Annotated in this window: 17 protein-coding genes and 2 pseudogenes; 7 read left to right on the plus strand and 12 right to left on the minus strand. The window is 71.1% G+C overall.

The window, feature by feature from the left end; all coding sequences use genetic code 11:
* Window position 1: 1 nt before the first annotated feature.
* Together HYQ63_RS19110 and HYQ63_RS19115 are read right to left on the minus strand one after the other, a co-directional pair.
* Window positions 2–415 carry a hypothetical protein gene (locus HYQ63_RS19110; RefSeq protein ID WP_179935051.1) on the minus strand — a complete coding sequence of 138 codons (414 nt, stop codon included), beginning with the start codon at window positions 413–415 and terminating at the stop codon, window positions 2–4.
* A gap of 17 nt (window positions 416–432) precedes the next feature.
* On the minus strand, window positions 433–1,185 hold the full coding sequence (locus tag HYQ63_RS19115; protein WP_179935052.1) for a hypothetical protein: 753 nt from the start codon (window positions 1,183–1,185) through the stop codon (window positions 433–435).
* A 333-nt stretch (window positions 1,186–1,518) separates the two neighbouring features.
* On the opposite strand from HYQ63_RS19115, the gene HYQ63_RS19120 reads away from it, so the two are divergent.
* The 4 genes and pseudogenes from HYQ63_RS19120 to HYQ63_RS46060 all read left to right on the plus strand — a co-directional run bounded on the left by HYQ63_RS19120 (window position 1,519) and on the right by HYQ63_RS46060 (window position 2,100).
* The gene (locus HYQ63_RS19120) at window positions 1,519–1,677 is read left to right on the plus strand and encodes a hypothetical protein (protein ID WP_179931901.1); all 159 of its coding nucleotides are present in this window, start codon (window positions 1,519–1,521) and stop codon (window positions 1,675–1,677) included.
* A gap of 43 nt (window positions 1,678–1,720) precedes the next feature.
* Window positions 1,721–1,806 (plus strand): annotated as a pseudogene (locus HYQ63_RS46050) (IS5/IS1182 family transposase); the annotation flags it as partial.
* 6 nt (window positions 1,807–1,812) lie between these two features.
* Window positions 1,813–1,875: pseudogene (locus HYQ63_RS46055) on the plus strand (hypothetical protein); the annotation flags it as partial.
* 54 nt (window positions 1,876–1,929) lie between these two features.
* On the plus strand, window positions 1,930–2,100 hold the full coding sequence (locus HYQ63_RS46060) for a hypothetical protein (RefSeq protein ID WP_373689245.1): 171 nt from the start codon (window positions 1,930–1,932) through the stop codon (window positions 2,098–2,100).
* A gap of 120 nt (window positions 2,101–2,220) precedes the next feature.
* On the opposite strand, the gene HYQ63_RS19130 is transcribed toward HYQ63_RS46060, so the two are convergent.
* Window positions 2,221–2,964, minus strand: a complete 744-nt coding sequence (locus HYQ63_RS19130) for a class I SAM-dependent methyltransferase (RefSeq protein ID WP_179935054.1) — start codon at window positions 2,962–2,964, stop codon at window positions 2,221–2,223.
* Between the two features lie 149 nt (window positions 2,965–3,113).
* Between HYQ63_RS19130 and HYQ63_RS19135 the strand changes: the two genes are divergently transcribed.
* The gene (locus HYQ63_RS19135; protein WP_179935055.1) at window positions 3,114–3,263 is read left to right on the plus strand and encodes a hypothetical protein; all 150 of its coding nucleotides are present in this window, start codon (window positions 3,114–3,116) and stop codon (window positions 3,261–3,263) included.
* Here the strand turns inward: HYQ63_RS19135 and HYQ63_RS19140 are convergent.
* On the minus strand, window positions 3,260–3,943 hold the full coding sequence (locus HYQ63_RS19140) for a DUF5701 family protein (protein ID WP_179935056.1): 684 nt from the start codon (window positions 3,941–3,943) through the stop codon (window positions 3,260–3,262). The two genes, HYQ63_RS19135 and HYQ63_RS19140, sit on opposite strands and share 4 nt — an antisense overlap.
* Before the next feature lie 93 nt (window positions 3,944–4,036).
* Complete coding sequence (locus HYQ63_RS19145) at window positions 4,037–4,612, minus strand: TetR/AcrR family transcriptional regulator (RefSeq protein WP_179935057.1); 576 nt, start codon at window positions 4,610–4,612, stop codon at window positions 4,037–4,039.
* A 119-nt stretch (window positions 4,613–4,731) separates the two neighbouring features.
* On the opposite strand from HYQ63_RS19145, the gene HYQ63_RS19150 reads away from it, so the two are divergent.
* Window positions 4,732–5,694: an alpha/beta hydrolase gene (locus HYQ63_RS19150; protein WP_179935058.1), complete on the plus strand. Its 963-nt coding sequence runs from the start codon at window positions 4,732–4,734 to the stop codon at window positions 5,692–5,694.
* A gap of 52 nt (window positions 5,695–5,746) precedes the next feature.
* Here the strand turns inward: HYQ63_RS19150 and HYQ63_RS19155 are convergent, their stop codons facing one another.
* The 5 genes from HYQ63_RS19155 to HYQ63_RS19175 form a co-directional block, all read right to left on the minus strand.
* Window positions 5,747–6,466, minus strand: coding sequence for a response regulator transcription factor (locus HYQ63_RS19155; RefSeq protein WP_179935059.1), 720 nt, complete (start codon window positions 6,464–6,466; stop codon window positions 5,747–5,749).
* Window positions 6,463–7,749: an ATP-binding protein gene (locus HYQ63_RS19160; protein WP_179935060.1), complete on the minus strand. Its 1,287-nt coding sequence runs from the start codon at window positions 7,747–7,749 to the stop codon at window positions 6,463–6,465. The genes HYQ63_RS19155 and HYQ63_RS19160 overlap by 4 nt, the downstream gene beginning before the upstream one ends.
* Before the next feature lie 373 nt (window positions 7,750–8,122).
* Window positions 8,123–8,719, minus strand: a complete 597-nt coding sequence (locus HYQ63_RS19165) for an HD domain-containing protein (protein ID WP_179935061.1) — start codon at window positions 8,717–8,719, stop codon at window positions 8,123–8,125.
* 26 nt (window positions 8,720–8,745) lie between these two features.
* Window positions 8,746–8,967: a hypothetical protein gene (locus HYQ63_RS19170; protein ID WP_179935062.1), complete on the minus strand. Its 222-nt coding sequence runs from the start codon at window positions 8,965–8,967 to the stop codon at window positions 8,746–8,748.
* Window positions 8,964–10,322: a PspC domain-containing protein gene (locus HYQ63_RS19175; RefSeq protein WP_257231943.1), complete on the minus strand. Its 1,359-nt coding sequence runs from the start codon at window positions 10,320–10,322 to the stop codon at window positions 8,964–8,966. The genes HYQ63_RS19170 and HYQ63_RS19175 overlap by 4 nt, the downstream gene beginning before the upstream one ends.
* Window positions 10,323–10,426: 104 nt before the next feature.
* Here HYQ63_RS19175 and HYQ63_RS19180 point away from each other — a divergent pair, with 104 nt between their 5' ends.
* The gene (locus HYQ63_RS19180; protein ID WP_179935064.1) at window positions 10,427–12,076 is read left to right on the plus strand and encodes a serine/threonine-protein kinase; all 1,650 of its coding nucleotides are present in this window, start codon (window positions 10,427–10,429) and stop codon (window positions 12,074–12,076) included.
* Between the two features lie 28 nt (window positions 12,077–12,104).
* Here HYQ63_RS19180 and HYQ63_RS19185 read toward each other — a convergent pair whose 3' ends face one another.
* Window positions 12,105–12,572: a DoxX family protein gene (locus HYQ63_RS19185; protein ID WP_257231945.1), complete on the minus strand. Its 468-nt coding sequence runs from the start codon at window positions 12,570–12,572 to the stop codon at window positions 12,105–12,107.
* A 186-nt stretch (window positions 12,573–12,758) separates the two neighbouring features.
* Window positions 12,759–14,033, minus strand: coding sequence for a hypothetical protein (locus HYQ63_RS19190; RefSeq protein WP_179940285.1), 1,275 nt, complete (start codon window positions 14,031–14,033; stop codon window positions 12,759–12,761).
* Window positions 14,034–14,108: the final 75 nt, after the last annotated feature.

A 14,108-nucleotide genomic window follows, 5' to 3' on the forward strand; every position in this document is an offset into this window, starting at 1 on the left:
CTCAGCCGAGGACCCAGCCGGTTGAGACGGCACCTCCGATGGCGGCGACTGCGACCGCGCTGCCGATCGCCCATCGCGGCTTCTCGGAGTCAAGCCGCCCGCGGGTGGCCAGCATCATGATCGAGTGACCGGCCATCCCTCCCGCGATGACGCCGAAGAGCAGCAGCTGAGTCATGTTGGTCCAGGTCAACTCCCATGAGCCGAGACGGATCGCGGCTGCGACGGCGGTGGTCAGAGCCGCGATACCCAGCATCGCGACACCGACCTGACCCGGATGATCATGGACATGGGGCTTGGGTCCCTGCTCACGGGCGTGAGCGACCGTCCGCCGGGACGCCGCCCGCCAGGCCAGGAACATCAGCGTGATCTCGGCGATGAGGACGATCACGGCCAGAATTTCAGATGCCGAGGGCATAGGAGTTCTCCTTGGATCTAGCAGGCCGCGGCCAACGCAGGAATACCAAGCAAAGCGGTGACAAGACGCCGCTCCTTGGAGGTGACGTTCTTACCCTTCACAAATCGCCAGATGATCGAGGCTGCCTTCTTCACGCCATAACTCTTGATCAACCGGTAAGCCCGAACGACCTTCACGCTGGATCCGCTGGGAGTGAAGTTGAGCAGAAAGATGCCGATCGCACCGCCGCACTTGGCGAGGTACTTGGCCTTTTCCCACCAGCCAAATGCCGCCATGGCAGACGCATCGCCTCCCCCGGCGACCTGATTCACCGCCGTGACCCCCACTCTTTCGCCGAGGATCAGCAAGGCGGCAGCTCGGGCTTGTTCGTCAGCCAAGACTGGCAGGATCGACGCCTGGGCAGATGCGTCACCCGGATATATCGCCTGCGCCGTCTGCTGGGCGGTCGGCCACGTGGGCAGCGCCAGCAGACGGTCTCTCAGCCCCGTAAAGTCGGGGAGCGCATACTTGTCGGAGCTTTCCAAAGCGGACGCGATCTCCCCCTCGGATAACCCGAGCCGATTGATCTCCTCGGCAGCTTCGGCTGCCAGCGCTTCCTCTTCAGCAGTGGGAGGGGGCAGTTCGTCGTCCGCAGGCCCGGCAACCGAGGACGAGGAAGTCACATGGGTGGGGCTGGCGTGAGCAGCGGTGCTCGTAAAAATTGACGCGGCAGCCACAGTAGCCACGGCAAGCGAAACACGGCGCAGGGTTGGGCGCGATGCGGTCAACATTATGGAGCCTCTCGAAGTCGATGGATCTCATCGGCAACTGACAGAGCTACTACGTATGTTCGACGTGCACGAGTGACTATTTCGATCTTTTAGTAGGACGTCTAGGTAACTTGAGCTACATCTGAGGATGAAAGGAACGTTATGGCGTGATCCAGTTGATCTGGCGAAACTTCCGCCCGCGGGCGAGCGCCATGCTGCGCCCGCAGCAGGCGCGGCACCCAGCAACGCGCGTCGGCCGCGGCCGCCTGCGCCTACAAGCCGACGCTCTGCCGGTTGCGACGGGGGTGGTGTGCGGCCACGTCTTCGCGACCGCCGGGACCAACACGTACATGGGTGACGTCGACAGCGGCGGGGCACGCCGTGCTGCTGGACGTGGCCGGGCTCGTCCCGGAGGACGTACGGCTACCGGGACGCGTCGACCTCGTACGCGCCAAGCCCTCGGCCGAAGCCGACTTGGGCGCGGGCGCGCTGCTCCTGCGTCCCGGCAGCTAGGCCGTTTCGTTCGGATCACCCGATCGTTGGTCCAGCTGTGCCGTTAACTGATGCGCAGTGGGCTCGGATCGAGCCGCTGCTTCCAGACCGGACGCCCAGACGAGGCGGCCGATGGCGCGATCACCGCGAGGTGCAATCGCCTGGAAATCCCGGAGTGGATCGCATTGGGTCCAATTGCCCGAGAAGTACGGCAACTGGAGAGGAGTCCACAACCGGCTACGGATGTGGGCCGCCGATGGAACCTGGCAGCGGATGTTCACCGCGCTGATGGCCCAGGCCGACGCTGACGAGGACCTGAACTGGGCGGTCTCGGTGGATTCCACGATCGTGCGCGCTCACCAGCATGCGGCCGGGGCCCATAAAAAGGGGCCCCAGCCGACGAGCCGGACGACCATGCCATCGGCCGGTCCCGCGGCGGACTGACCGCGAAGATCCACCTCGCCGCTGACGTCAGCTGCCGCCCGCTCGCCTTCTATCTCACCGCCGGACAGGCCGGTGACGCACCCGCCTTCCCGGGCTGTGTTGCGTCTCGCTGAGTGTCTGTTACGCAGTGCTGTCTGCGCGTTCGTAAACGCTGATGTGGCGCCAACTTGCGGCGGTGTACGGGTCGCCGTTCCATCCACCCCACCGTTCTCGTAGCCGGAGTCCAGCGATGCGGGCCATGAGGTCGAACTCGGGCGGGTGGGCCAGGCGTAGCCTGATGGGGAAGAACCTGATACCTGCGCTGCTGATGCGGATGTGGTTCAGGTCGAGAACCTGGGTCACTGGGTCGTACCGGCCGGCATCGAGGTCGACGTAGTCAAGGCCGACCTGCTCTGTGTCGAGGTACTGATGACCGGGGCGCGAGGGCGCAGTGGGGATGCGGCATTCGACGACGAACACGCCGTCATCGGTGAGATGGCTGGCGGCGTTCTGGAAGCAGCGGATCTGGTCTTCTTGGGTGAGCAGGTTGCCGATCGTGTTGAAGACCAGGTAGACCAGCCCGTAGGTGCGGCCGGTGGTGACGCGGGACATGTCGCCCATGATCACGTCGACTTGATCGCCGCCTGGTTTCTCGCGCATCCGGTCGACCATGTCCTGCGACAGCTCGATCCCGTCCACCCGAACCCCCGCCCGCATGAGGGGCAGCGCAACCCGGCCGGTGCCCATTGCGAGTTCCAGGGCGTTCTGTTGCCCTGCAAGCTTGGCCAGGAATGCGACGGTCTCGGCCTCATCACCGCGTGGATCATCGTCGTACCGCTGGGACACCTCATATCCGAAGCTCGTCTTGGGGTCGAATCCCTCCACGGGACGCTCCTCTCATGAACAGCTGAATCGCCTGGCCAAGCCTGACGAAAGCGCGCGTGCGCGGGCCGGACCCTACCGCCGACGTTCCGTGCACCACCACGCATTTGGCGAGCCGTCTGATCCGGCAACAGCGGCCCAGTCCGCGCCCAGTGCGCATCAGCCAGCGGCACCCCCGGAGCCAGCGATCAGATGATCCGAACGAAACGGCCTACGTCTGCTGGGCGGCGGACGACGCCGAGGCGTGCCGCGAGGAGTTGTCGCGCGCGATCGCCGCGCATCTGGTCGACGGGACCGCCTAGACGTCGGACAGGCGGCCCGTCGCGGAGGCGAAGCCCAGCCAGGTGTGGCGGTTGTTCGCCCAGCACCAGCCCACCTTGGGGGCGTCGCGGCGCTCGCGGCCGTCCCGTCCGGTGCCGTTGCTGATCCAGATCGCCGGAGTGCGGGAGTCCAGGGCGCCGCCTGGTTTGCGCAGCCGGGAGCCGATGGTCATGAAGCAGTGGTTGCGTTCCAGGACGGCGGGCTGCTGCATCACCCAGTGGATGCCCTCGGTGAGCAGCAACGGGGTGCGGGCCTTGGCGGTGAGGGCCGGAAGCGCCTCGTTCGGGCTCCAGTTGGCCATCTGGTCGCCGCGGTCGAGACCGGTGAGCAGGTAGAGCGGGGCGTCGGGCAACGCGACCGTGTCGAGCGGGGCGAAGAGGTCGACGTCGGGCATGTCGGTGACGACGAAGCCCGGCTTGTCGCCGCGGCGGATCAGCGGCGCGAGGGCGGAGGCAGGCGCCCGGTCCGGGTGAACGGCGAGCAGGGCGCCCTCGCCGCCCGCAACGGCCTGAGCGGCGGCGAAGGTACGGATCTCGGCGGCGGGCAACCCGGCGATCTCGTGCACCCCCAGCTCGATCAGCCGCTCGGCCTGCGCGCTCAGGGCCGGGGGTACCGGAGGTGCGGGGACAGCGGTGGGGGTGGCGGGCGTGGTTGCGGGCACGATGCTCCCAGGGCAGCGACGTGAGCGGACCCTGGGGCAACGGGGCCGCCCACCGGAACGTTCCCCACCGCTTGCCTCCGCCCCATCCCGTGATCAGGTCGGGCCGGGACCTTCCGCGAAGTGCGGCAGAACCATCTCGACCAGCGCGGCGACGTCGGAATCGACCATCGGCTCACCGGTCATGCCCATCCGGTGGAGCAGGACACCGACCACGACGTCGATGAAGAAGAGCACCCGGTGCTCCGGCTCGCCGAGCGCGTCCTGAAGCGCGAGCCGATACGGGTCCTGCAACCGCGCGGACAGGATCTCGCGCAGGGCCGGGTCGCTGACGGCGTCACTGAACACGCCCGCGAACGCGTCACCCACCCCGGGCTCGCCGATCTTCCCCGCGACCCAGTGGATGGTCGAGGACATGATCTCGGCGCGATCGGTGCCCTCCAGCGGCGCCGGGCCGAACGCGTCCAGGAGGCAGTCCACGATCAGCGCGCCCTTCGACGGCCAGCGCCGATAGACGGTCGACTTCGCGATGCCCGCCGCGGCAGCGATGCGCTCAACGGTGGCGCGCGCATAGCCGAGTTCGTGAACCGTGCTCAGCGTCGCGGCGAAGACCTTGGCGTTGACGCCGGTGCGCGGGCGACCGGGCGGTCTGGCGGATGCGGTCGAGGGCATACCCAGACGATACCTCTTTCCGCTACCTTGAGTATCGATACTCAAAGTCTCGATACTTGAGGTCTCGAAACTTGAGGTCTCGAAACTCTGGGCCGAAACCCTCTGGGCAAGGAGAAGACATGAACGAGGTCAGTACCGCGCAACGGCCGCCGGAGCCGGACTGGTTAACGGTGACGGCGGAGGAACTGGCCGCCTACCGCGACGCGGAGAACCGCTTTCGGGCATCCAGCGCCGCGCGGGCGCTCCTCGGGGATCCGGATCCCGGTGCGGCGATCCGTTGGCAGGAGGTGGCACTGCCCGGCCGTGACCTTCCGGTTCGGGTCTACCGGCCGGCACCCGGGCGCGACGGCGAGGGCGCCGACCGGACCGGCCTGCCCCTCGTACTCCACGTGCACGGCGGAGGGTTCGTGGGCACGGCGGTGCAGTGCGACTGGGTCACCAGCCACGTCGCCGCCCACCTGCCCGCGGTCGTCGTCTCGGTCGAGCACCGCCTCCTCGCCCCGGACAGCCCGCTGTCGGCGGCCGTCGACGACGGCTGGGACGTGCTCCGGCACGTGGTGCGGCACGCCGCACACTGGGGCATCGACCCGGCCAGGACCGCCGTCTTCGGCGAGAGCTGCGGCGCGTTGATCAGCGCCCTGGCCGCGATCCGGGCCAGAGAGAACGGACTGCGCCTCCGGGCACAGGTGCTCGTCAACCCCGCTGTCGATGTGACCGGGACGATGCTCGACCACGCCTCGTTCACCGAGCACGCCCGCACCCCGACCCTCGCCGTGCCGCAACTGCGCCTCTTCCAGCGGCTCGCCGTCCCGCCGGGCACCGACGCCCGAGCGCTCTCGCCGCTGTACGCCGACGACCTCGGCGGGCTGGCCCCGGCGCTCGTGGTGGTACCGACCCACGACCCGTTGGCCGACCACGGCCGCCGCTACGCCGAACGACTGCTCGCGGCCGGGACACCCGCGCGGCTGACCGAATACCCCGAAACGGGACACGCGTTCCTCAGCATGCCGGGCGTGGTAGCGCAGGCCGAGGCCGCGCGGGCGGAGATCCTCGCGTTCCTCCGAACGTCCCTCACCGCGTGACCATGAGGCCGTTCCCCGCCGCTGCCCGTCGGACCAGTCGCGACCAGGCGGGTCAGACCAGGCGGCGGGCGGTGGCCCAGCGGGTGAGTTCGTGGCGGTTGGAGAGCTGGAGCTTGCGCAGGACCGCCGAGACGTGGCTCTCCACCGTCTTCACCGAGATGAACAGCTGCTTGGCGATCTCCTTGTAGGCGTAGCCGCGCGCGATCAGGCGCAGCACCTCGCGTTCGCGCTGGGTGAGGCGGTCCATGTCCTCGTCCACGGGCGGGGCGTCGGTGGAGGCGAACGCGTCGAGGACGAAACCGGCGAGGCGCGGGGAGAACACCGCGTCGCCCTCGGAGACGCGGAAGATCGCGTCGACCAGGTCGGTGCCGGTGATCGTCTTGGTGACGTAACCGCGGGCGCCGCCGCGGATCACGCCGATGACGTCCTCGGCGGCGTCCGAGACGGAGAGGGCGAGGAAGCGCACCGGGCGCTCCGTCGCCGCCATCAGCGCGGCGCTGCGGCGCAGCACCTCGACCCCGCCGCCGCCGGGGAGGTGGACGTCGAGCAGGACCACCTCGGGGCGGGTGGCGGTGATCACGGTGACGGCCTGGTCGACGTCGGCCGCCTCGCCCACCACCTCGACCCCGGTACGGGCCGTCTCGCCGATCTCGGCCTGCACGCCGGTGCGGAACATGCGGTGGTCGTCGACGAGGACGACCCGGCACCGGCGGGCGTCCGTGCCGGTGGTTCCGTTCGTCGCGTCCGTACCGCCGCCCGTTGCCTCGGTCATGTCGTCGCCGCCCTCTCCATCTCCAGCTCCACTACCGTGCCCCCGTCGGGCGCGGACCTCAGCCTGGCCGTGCCGCCGTTCCGCTGCATTCTGCCGATGATCGACTCGCGGACGCCCATACGGTCGTCCGGCACCGCGTCCAGATCGAAGCCCGGGCCCCGGTCGCGTACGGACAGGAAGACCGTCGCACCCTCGACTTCGGCGAACACCTGGACCGCCCCGCCGTCGCCACCGTACTTGGCCGCGTTCACCATCGCCTCGCGTGCGGCCTGCATCTGTGCCCCCAGTCTCTCGTCCAGCGGGCAGTCGCCGACCACCACGACCTCGATCGGGACGCCGTGGTGGTCCTCGACCTCCGCCGCCGTCGCCTTGACCGCCTCCGCGAGGGTGTCCGGTTCCTCCGCCTCGTCCTTGCCGGTGCCCTCCGGCTTGTACAGCCAGGCGCGCAGCTCCCGCTCCTGCGCGCGCGCCAGCCGGGCCACTTCGCGCGGGTCCTCCGCGCTGCGCTGGATCAGGGTCAGGGTGTGCAGCACCGAGTCGTGGACGTGCGCCGCGACCTCGGCCCGCTCCTGGGCGCGGATGCGCATCAGGCGCTCCTCGGACAGGTCCTGCGTCATCCGGATCACGTACGGGCCCGCCAGCAGCGCGATGCCGACGATCACGGCGAGAGCCGCCTGAAGAACGGCGCCCAGGTGCCGGGCCGAACCCTGGAGCACGAGGATGCCGGTCACCCCCGCGCCCACCAGCACCACCCCCGCCCCCGCCCGGGCCAGCGGCAACACCCGCTTGCTGCGGCTCAGCTCCACCCACTGGGCGCGGCGGGCGTTGTCCGCCTGCCGCCAGAACAGGGCGACGCCCGCCCCTACGAGGAGCAGCGGCCAGATGTAGGTGTTGGCGCGGCCCAGCTGGAAGCCCTGGATGAAGATGCCCATGCCGATGAAGAGCGCGACCAGGGCGATGATCTGGCCGCGCTCCGGCCTGCGGGCCAGGATCCGGCGGCGGCCGTCGGGGCCCACGGTGGTGAGCGGGCGGGTCGTCGTCTCGCCCACGCCGCCTACGCCGAGGGGGACGATGAACCAGAAGAGCGCGTAGAGGAGGGTGCCGAAGCCCTCCGCCATGATCAACGCGACGAAGGCGATCCGTACCCAGGAGACCGGCAGCCCCAGATGCCCCGCGAGGCCCCTCGCCACGCCGCCCAGCAGGCGGCCCTCGGCGCTGCGGTAGAGCTTGCGCGGGGGTGGCTCTGTGGGGGTGGGGGTGGTCGGGGGTGCGGGGGCGGTCATGCACCGATCGTCACATGGGGGGTGGGGTCCGGACATCAGGGGCGACCCTGATCATTCCCGGAGGGGTGGGCGGGGTGGGCGCCTGCGGCGGGCCTGTCCCCCACCCCGCCCCTTCCCGGCTCCAGTCGATTTGCGGCTCCGCCGCGTGAGGGGCTCCGCCCCGGACCCCAGGGTGGGGCTCCGCCCCGCCCGCTCCGCCCTGGACCCCGGCGCCGCGAGCCCGCCCGCGGCTGAACCGCCCCGGCCCCGCGCCGCGGCCACGGCCACGTGCCCGCTCGGCGGCCGCAGGGCGTGCGCCGGGCGACCCGAGCGGCGCCCGGGGCGCCGAACGACCCCAGCAGCGCCGCCCCCGGGCAGGGCTCGGCAGGGGGCGTCAGGTGTGGGCGTGGCCGTACCTCGCGCTGAGCGACGCCACATCCGGTTCGCCGAAGCGGGTGCGTAGGGCCTGGAACGCGGTGATCTTCTCCGGGCCGAAGCGGGACACATGCGTGGCGTAGGCGTCGAAGGAGAGGAAGGCCGGAGGGGTGGTCTTGGTGTGGAACTTGTCCGCGTACATGACCAGCTGTTCCTCGCCGGTCTCGGCCACGTAGTCGGCCACCGGCAGCGGCAGCTGCTGGCGTTCGACGTCGTGGCGAGTGAGCCCTACGCCCGTGTGGCAGGAGCAGAAGCGGCACAGCCGCTCGGGGAAGCCCTCTTCGCGGAGGATCGCGTGGCCGAGGACCCCGTGGCGGATGTAGTCGTCGGTGCGGAGTCGGCCCGCGTCGTCGTAGAGCCGGTAGACGCCGATGTCGTGGAGCAGGGCGCCCGCGCGGACGAGGTCGGCGTCGAGGCGGTGGGCATCAGAGGCGAGCAGTTGCTCCGCCACGTGCCAGACGATCTCGCAGTGCGTGTAGACGAGCTCGAACGCCTCGCGCGTCGGCGCGTACTTCTCGTGCAGCGCGCGTATGTCGTCGACCGTCGGAAGGATCACGGCGGGAGCGTAGCAATCGGCCAGGGCTACGGCGCGGGGCTCTCCGTTCCGCGGGCCCGCTTCCGCCGGGCCAGGTACGTCAGGGCAGACACCACCCCCGCCACGCACAATCCCCCCACCAGCACCATCAGCGGCACGAGCGACCGCACGTCCCACTCCCCGGCGGCGTCCAGCCCGTACACCGTCGCGACGCCCAGCACGACGAGTCCCGCCACCAGCTTTCCCGGCTCCACCGGATGCCGCTTCATGAGCGCGTCACCTCCACGTTCCCCAGGCCGATCGACAGCCGCAGCACCAGCGTTCCGTGCGCGGCGCTCGCGCCGCCCTTCGGGTCGAGGGTGACGGTGCGCTCCCGCCCCGGCTCGATGTCGATGTCGTCGGTGCGCTCGCCCGGGAGCCGGATGTCGCCGAGCCCCGTCCGTATGGACAGCTTGAGGCGGGCGTCCCGGGGCACCGTCACGGCGAGCTTTCCGGCGCCGACCTCGGCCCGGGTCCGGACGGTCTGGTCGTCCGTCAACCGGAAGCGGTCGAGTTTCAGCTCGCCGACGCCCCCGCCCAGCTCGTACGAGGGCCGTACGGCGGCCGCGGATGTCGGGGCCCAGGTCTCGCGGGACCAGTCGGTGGTGACCGACCGGGGGAGCGCCGTGGCGGCGGCCAGCAGGGCGCAGGTGACGACGGTCATGATGGCGGTCCCCACCCCCGTCCGCCCGTACCAGCAGCTGACCACCATCCCGAGGCCGAAGACCGCGAGCGCGCAGGTGAGGCCGATCTCCAGGCTGGTGCCGAGCGGTTGGGCGTGCCAGGACAGCCGGGTGCCGGCGGCCGCGGCGGCGAGGGCGGCCAGGAAGATCCAGCCGCCGATGGAGGACCGGTCGCGGATCCGCCGGGCGCGCGCCGCCCGCGCCATGGCCTTGTCGTACGGGCCGTCGTCCGGCCCCCACAGATAGCCCGTGTGGCCCGTGCCCGCCGCGCCCGGCAGCCCCGTCGTGCCGTCCTTGACGAGCGGGTCCCGCCACCACGACGGCCCCGGCCCGCCCCGCGTCGGCGGGGCCTTGGCCTCCGGGGGCGCGTCCGCGACGGCCTGCGCCGTCGCCGGATCCACCGCGGCGCCGCTCCCCGCCGCCTGCCTCCGGTGGTGCGACCAATAACCGGCGCCGCCCGCCGCGAGGGCCAGCATGAACGAGAACGACATCACGCCGCCGTTGTTCAGCATCGACAGGAACAGCCCGCAGCCGACCAGCGCGCACAGCACCGCCGTCAGCGCCGGACCTTCGACACGCCCGGAGAGCAGCCGGCGCCCTTCGTTTTCGTCCTCCCCGTCGAAGGGGACGAGCAGCCAGCAGAAGCCGTACACGATCAGGCCGATTCCGCCCGCGACGGCCAGCACGGACAGGACGATCCGGAAGATCACCGGGTCGACGTCGCAGTAGCGGCCGAGCCCGCCGCACACCCCCGAGATCATCTTCTGGTCGCGGCTGCGCCGCAGCGGCACGCTCGCGAAAGGCGACGACTGCGAAGGCGGTGGCTGCGGGCCCGCGCCCCGGGAACCTCCGGAACCGGCCGCGCCCTCGCCTTCGTCCGCCACGGTGGGTGCATCGGTCATGCGTCCATGGTGACAAGACGGTCGTTCCGGCGACATCCGGTGAAACCCTGGGCCTTCCCTGAGATCATCCCCGATGTCGTGGCGACTATCGTGGCGGGTCGAACATGCGCGGCGGGCGGGGAAAGCAAGCCGCCGTGGAGCGGGAGGGGAGTGCGGTGTCGGACGTAGGGCGGCTGATCGCCGGACGGTACCGGCTGGCCGAGCAGATCGGTCGCGGCGGCATGGGTACGGTCTGGCGCGCCGAGGACGAACTGCTGGGCCGTCAGGTGGCCGTCAAGCAGCTGCACGTCTCGCCGCACCTCACCGAGGAGGAACTGACGACGATGCACGAGCGCACCCGCCGCGAGGCGCGGAGCGCGGCGCGCATCACGCACCCCAATGTGGTCGTCGTCCACGACGTCGTGGACGACGAGGGACTGCCGTGCATCGTCATGGAGTACGTGCCGTCCACGACCCTGGGCGACCTGCTCAAGGAGGGCGGAACGCTCTCCCCCGACGAGACCGCCCGCGTCGGCCGCGGCATGATCGCCGCCCTGCGCGCCGCCCACGCGGCGGGCGTCCTGCACCGCGACGTCAAGCCCGGCAATGTGCTGCTCGGCAGCGACGGCCGGGTCGTGCTCACGGACTTCGGCATCGCCATGGCCACCGGCACCTCCACGCTCACCAAGACCGGCGAGGTCGTCGGCTCCATCGACTACATCGCCCCGGAGCGGGTGCGCGGCCGCAAGCCCGGCCCGGCGTCCGACCTGTGGGCGCTGGGCGCGACGCTCTATCAGGCGGTGGAGGGCCGGGCTCCGTTCCGTAAGCCGACGCCGATCGAGACCGGGTACGCGATCGCCGTGGACCCCCTGGACCCGCCGCGGCGGGCGGGCTCGCTGGCCCCGCTGATCGAGGCGCTGCTGGAGAAGGAGCCGGAGCGGCGGCCGTCGGCGGAGGAGACGGAACGGGCGCTGCGCGGCCCGGCGTCGGAGCCGGAGACGACGGTGTACCCGGTGCAGGGGCAGGACGGGGGTCGGACGACCACGACGACCATGGTCCTGACGACGAACCGGAGCCCGGCCCCGGAGACGCCTCCGGGGCCGCCTCCACGGCGGGACGCTCCCACACCGCAGCGGCCGAACCCCGTCCCCGATTTCCCTCCCGCCCAGCCGCCCAAGGGCTCCGGCGCCCGCAAGGCCCGGTGGACCGCCGTCGGGGCGGCGCTGGCGATCGTGGTGGTGGCGGGTGGCGTCTACGCGTGGAAGGCGGACGACGGCAGCCCCTCTGCCTCCGACTCGGTCCCCTCGGTCACGCCGTCCCCAGTCCCCGAGGGCTACCGCCTGGTGAAGGGCCTCGGCGTCTCCTTCCCCGTCCCCGACGCATGGAAGATCGACTCCGACTCGGATGGAAAGGTCGACGAAACCCAGGAGGTCCGCTACCTCGACCCCACCAAGATGGTCCAATTGTCGGTCAACGTCCTCGACTTCGCCTCCGACGACCAGGTCAAGCACTTCGAGGACGTCGAGGCCAGTCTGAAGAAGAACGTCCTCGCGTACGAGCGGACCCGCATGCAGGAGACCACCTTCCGCGGCATGCCCGCGGCGATCTGGGAGTTCCGGTTCAAGGGCCGCGCCCGCTGGTTCCGGGCGATCGACCTGGGCTTCGGCAACGAGGGCGACAAGGAGTACGCGATCTATCTGAGCGCGCCGGAAGACCAGTGGAGCCGGTACCGCCCGATCTTCGACAAGGTCCGCGACGGCATCCGGCTCCCCTGACCGGGGCCGCCCCCGGATGTGCCGTGCGTCAGGTGAAGAGTTGTGAGTTCTGGCGGCGGCGGCGCTTGCTCCAGACCGTGTCCAGGGACAGGTAGGGGGCACCGGCGAGGACCAGGGGCAGCCAGGCCATCAGGTAGGCCAGGTCGTTGCCGTAGTAGTACGGCTCCGTCTGCCAGCTCACCGTCAGCCACAGGCTCAGCGAGATCAGCGCGCCGCCGAGGGCCGCCAGGCGGGAGAGGAGCCCGAAGAGGGTGCCGAGGCCGACGGCCAGTTCTCCGTAGGCGATGACGTAGCCGAAGGTGCTCGGGGCGTTCAGGGCCTGGTCGACCATCCAGGGCACGGCCGACGTGTCGCGCACCTGGCTCATCAGCTGGCCGATCGAGCCCGCGCCACTGTCGGCGAGGAACGCCGAATCGGTGAGCTTGTCGATCCCGGCGTACACGAACGTGACGCCGAGGAAGATCCGCAACGGCAGCAGCGCATAGCGGGCTGCCATCTCCCGCACTCCGCCCGTCGGCGGGCCGCCTATGCCGCTCACGACGTTCACACTGCCCGCGTCTCCCGCGGGGCCCCCTCCGACCGTTCGGTCCGCATGCCTCATGACGCCCGCCTCTCCCATTGCGCAGTCATCAAAACCATACGGAGGGAATGGGGTTCCGACTCAGTCCAGGGGGGGTCCGACTCAGTCCAGTACGTCGATCTGGTAGCGGTTCGTCTCCGCCCCCGACGCCGTCACCACCTGCACATCCACCCGGCCCGGCTCCACGTCCACCGGCACCGGAACGGTCAGCGCCGTATCGGTCGGGTTGCTGAAGCCGCCCGCCACCGGCACCAGCGGGACGTGGACGTGGACGGCGCCGATGCGGACGACCATCCGGGCCAGCCGGTCGGGGTCCCCCGCGCCCGGCGGGACGAAGCCGTTGCCGCGGATCTCGATGTCGTCGCCGGTGCGGATCGGGGCGTCGCGGTCGATGCCGCCCTCCTCGGGGCGGACCCGGACGACGGACAGCACGGTCGGGCGGCCGCCCTCCGCGTACTTGCCGGTGAGGTACATCAGGACGGAGACGACGGCGAGCAGCACCAGCCCCCAGGGCAGCTCCGGCAGCCGCCACGGTTCGCGGGCGAGGCGGACGGCGGCGAAGGTGAGGGCGACCGCGTGGACGACGACGTACTGGACGTCGGCGAAGCTGCCGCGGCCCGCGTCGTCCGTGAGGAGGTCGGCGGCGCGCGGGCGGACCGCGCGGACCTTCTGGAGCCGCTGCGCCCGTACCCGGGCCGCGACGACGAGCCGGGCGAGCACCGCGGCCACGCAGGTCAGCGCGGCGACCGTGAGCAGCCCGGCGGCGTGCCCGAGGGACAGCCCACCGGCGATCCGGTCCCGGTCGCCGGGGTCGACGGCCAGCTCGACGGCCAGGACGAGCACCGAGAAGACGGCGAGCAGCAGCCAGGCGGCGGCGAGGGAGCGGGAGGTGGACATCCGGTTGTCCTCGCCGACGAGCGGCGCGAGCGGGCCGCCGTTGCCGTAGTGCAGCCGCGCGGTGAGGGTCAGCAGCGCCCCGGTGACGAGGGCGGCGGTGAGCCCGGCGGTGCGGGCGACCGACCAGCCGGTGCCGAGCGCCGTCGCCAACTGCCCGATCAGCAGCGCCCCGACCGCGCCCCAGACCACCAGCAGGGTGCGCCGCCACACCGCGTCGCGCCATGCGGTGCTCTCGGCCTGGCCGCAGTCGAGGACCGTACGGGCCGCGTGGGCGAGTTCGTCCGACACCCACTGCCGGGACGCCCCCGCGGAGTGCGCGAGAGCCGCCGGAAGGCCCTCCCCGGCCGCGAAACGCTCCCGCATGGCCACGAACGCGGCCACCGCCCGCCGGTGACCCTCGCGGGCGCCCTGCGGGCACTCACAGCCCGCCGGGCCGTGGTCCGCGTGGCCGTGGCCGCCGGGTCCGCCCGCCGCCTTCACTTTCGCCTTCGTGGCGTCTTTCGTCGTGTCCACCGCCACGAGGTCTCACCGCTCCGTCGTTCACTCGTTCTGTAC

The sequence above is a fragment of the Streptomyces sp. Rer75 genome (genome assembly GCF_013414305.1).
Taxonomy (GTDB): Bacteria; Actinomycetota; Actinomycetes; order Streptomycetales; family Streptomycetaceae; genus Streptomyces; species Streptomyces himastatinicus.

What these genes read in the sequence shown, in the direction of transcription:
- HYQ63_RS19110 (WP_179935051.1), bottom strand. Translation starts at nt 415, where the DNA reads ATGCCCTCGGCATCTGAAATTCTGGCCGTGATCGTCCTCATCGCCGAG.
- HYQ63_RS19115 (WP_179935052.1), bottom strand. Translation starts at nt 1,185, where the DNA reads ATGTTGACCGCATCGCGCCCAACCCTGCGCCGTGTTTCGCTTGCCGTG.
- HYQ63_RS46060 (WP_373689245.1), top strand. Translation starts at nt 1,930, where the DNA reads ATGTTCACCGCGCTGATGGCCCAGGCCGACGCTGACGAGGACCTGAAC.
- HYQ63_RS19145 (WP_179935057.1), bottom strand. Translation starts at nt 4,612, where the DNA reads ATGCCCTCGACCGCATCCGCCAGACCGCCCGGTCGCCCGCGCACCGGC.
- HYQ63_RS19150 (WP_179935058.1), top strand. Translation starts at nt 4,732, where the DNA reads ATGAACGAGGTCAGTACCGCGCAACGGCCGCCGGAGCCGGACTGGTTA.
- HYQ63_RS19155 (WP_179935059.1), bottom strand. Translation starts at nt 6,466, where the DNA reads ATGACCGAGGCAACGGGCGGCGGTACGGACGCGACGAACGGAACCACC.
- HYQ63_RS19160 (WP_179935060.1), bottom strand. Translation starts at nt 7,749, where the DNA reads ATGACCGCCCCCGCACCCCCGACCACCCCCACCCCCACAGAGCCACCC.
- HYQ63_RS19170 (WP_179935062.1), bottom strand. Translation starts at nt 8,967, where the DNA reads ATGAAGCGGCATCCGGTGGAGCCGGGAAAGCTGGTGGCGGGACTCGTC.
- HYQ63_RS19175 (WP_257231943.1), bottom strand. Translation starts at nt 10,322, where the DNA reads ATGACCGATGCACCCACCGTGGCGGACGAAGGCGAGGGCGCGGCCGGT.
- HYQ63_RS19180 (WP_179935064.1), top strand. Translation starts at nt 10,427, where the DNA reads ATGCGCGGCGGGCGGGGAAAGCAAGCCGCCGTGGAGCGGGAGGGGAGT.
- HYQ63_RS19185 (WP_257231945.1), bottom strand. Translation starts at nt 12,572, where the DNA reads ATGGCAGCCCGCTATGCGCTGCTGCCGTTGCGGATCTTCCTCGGCGTC.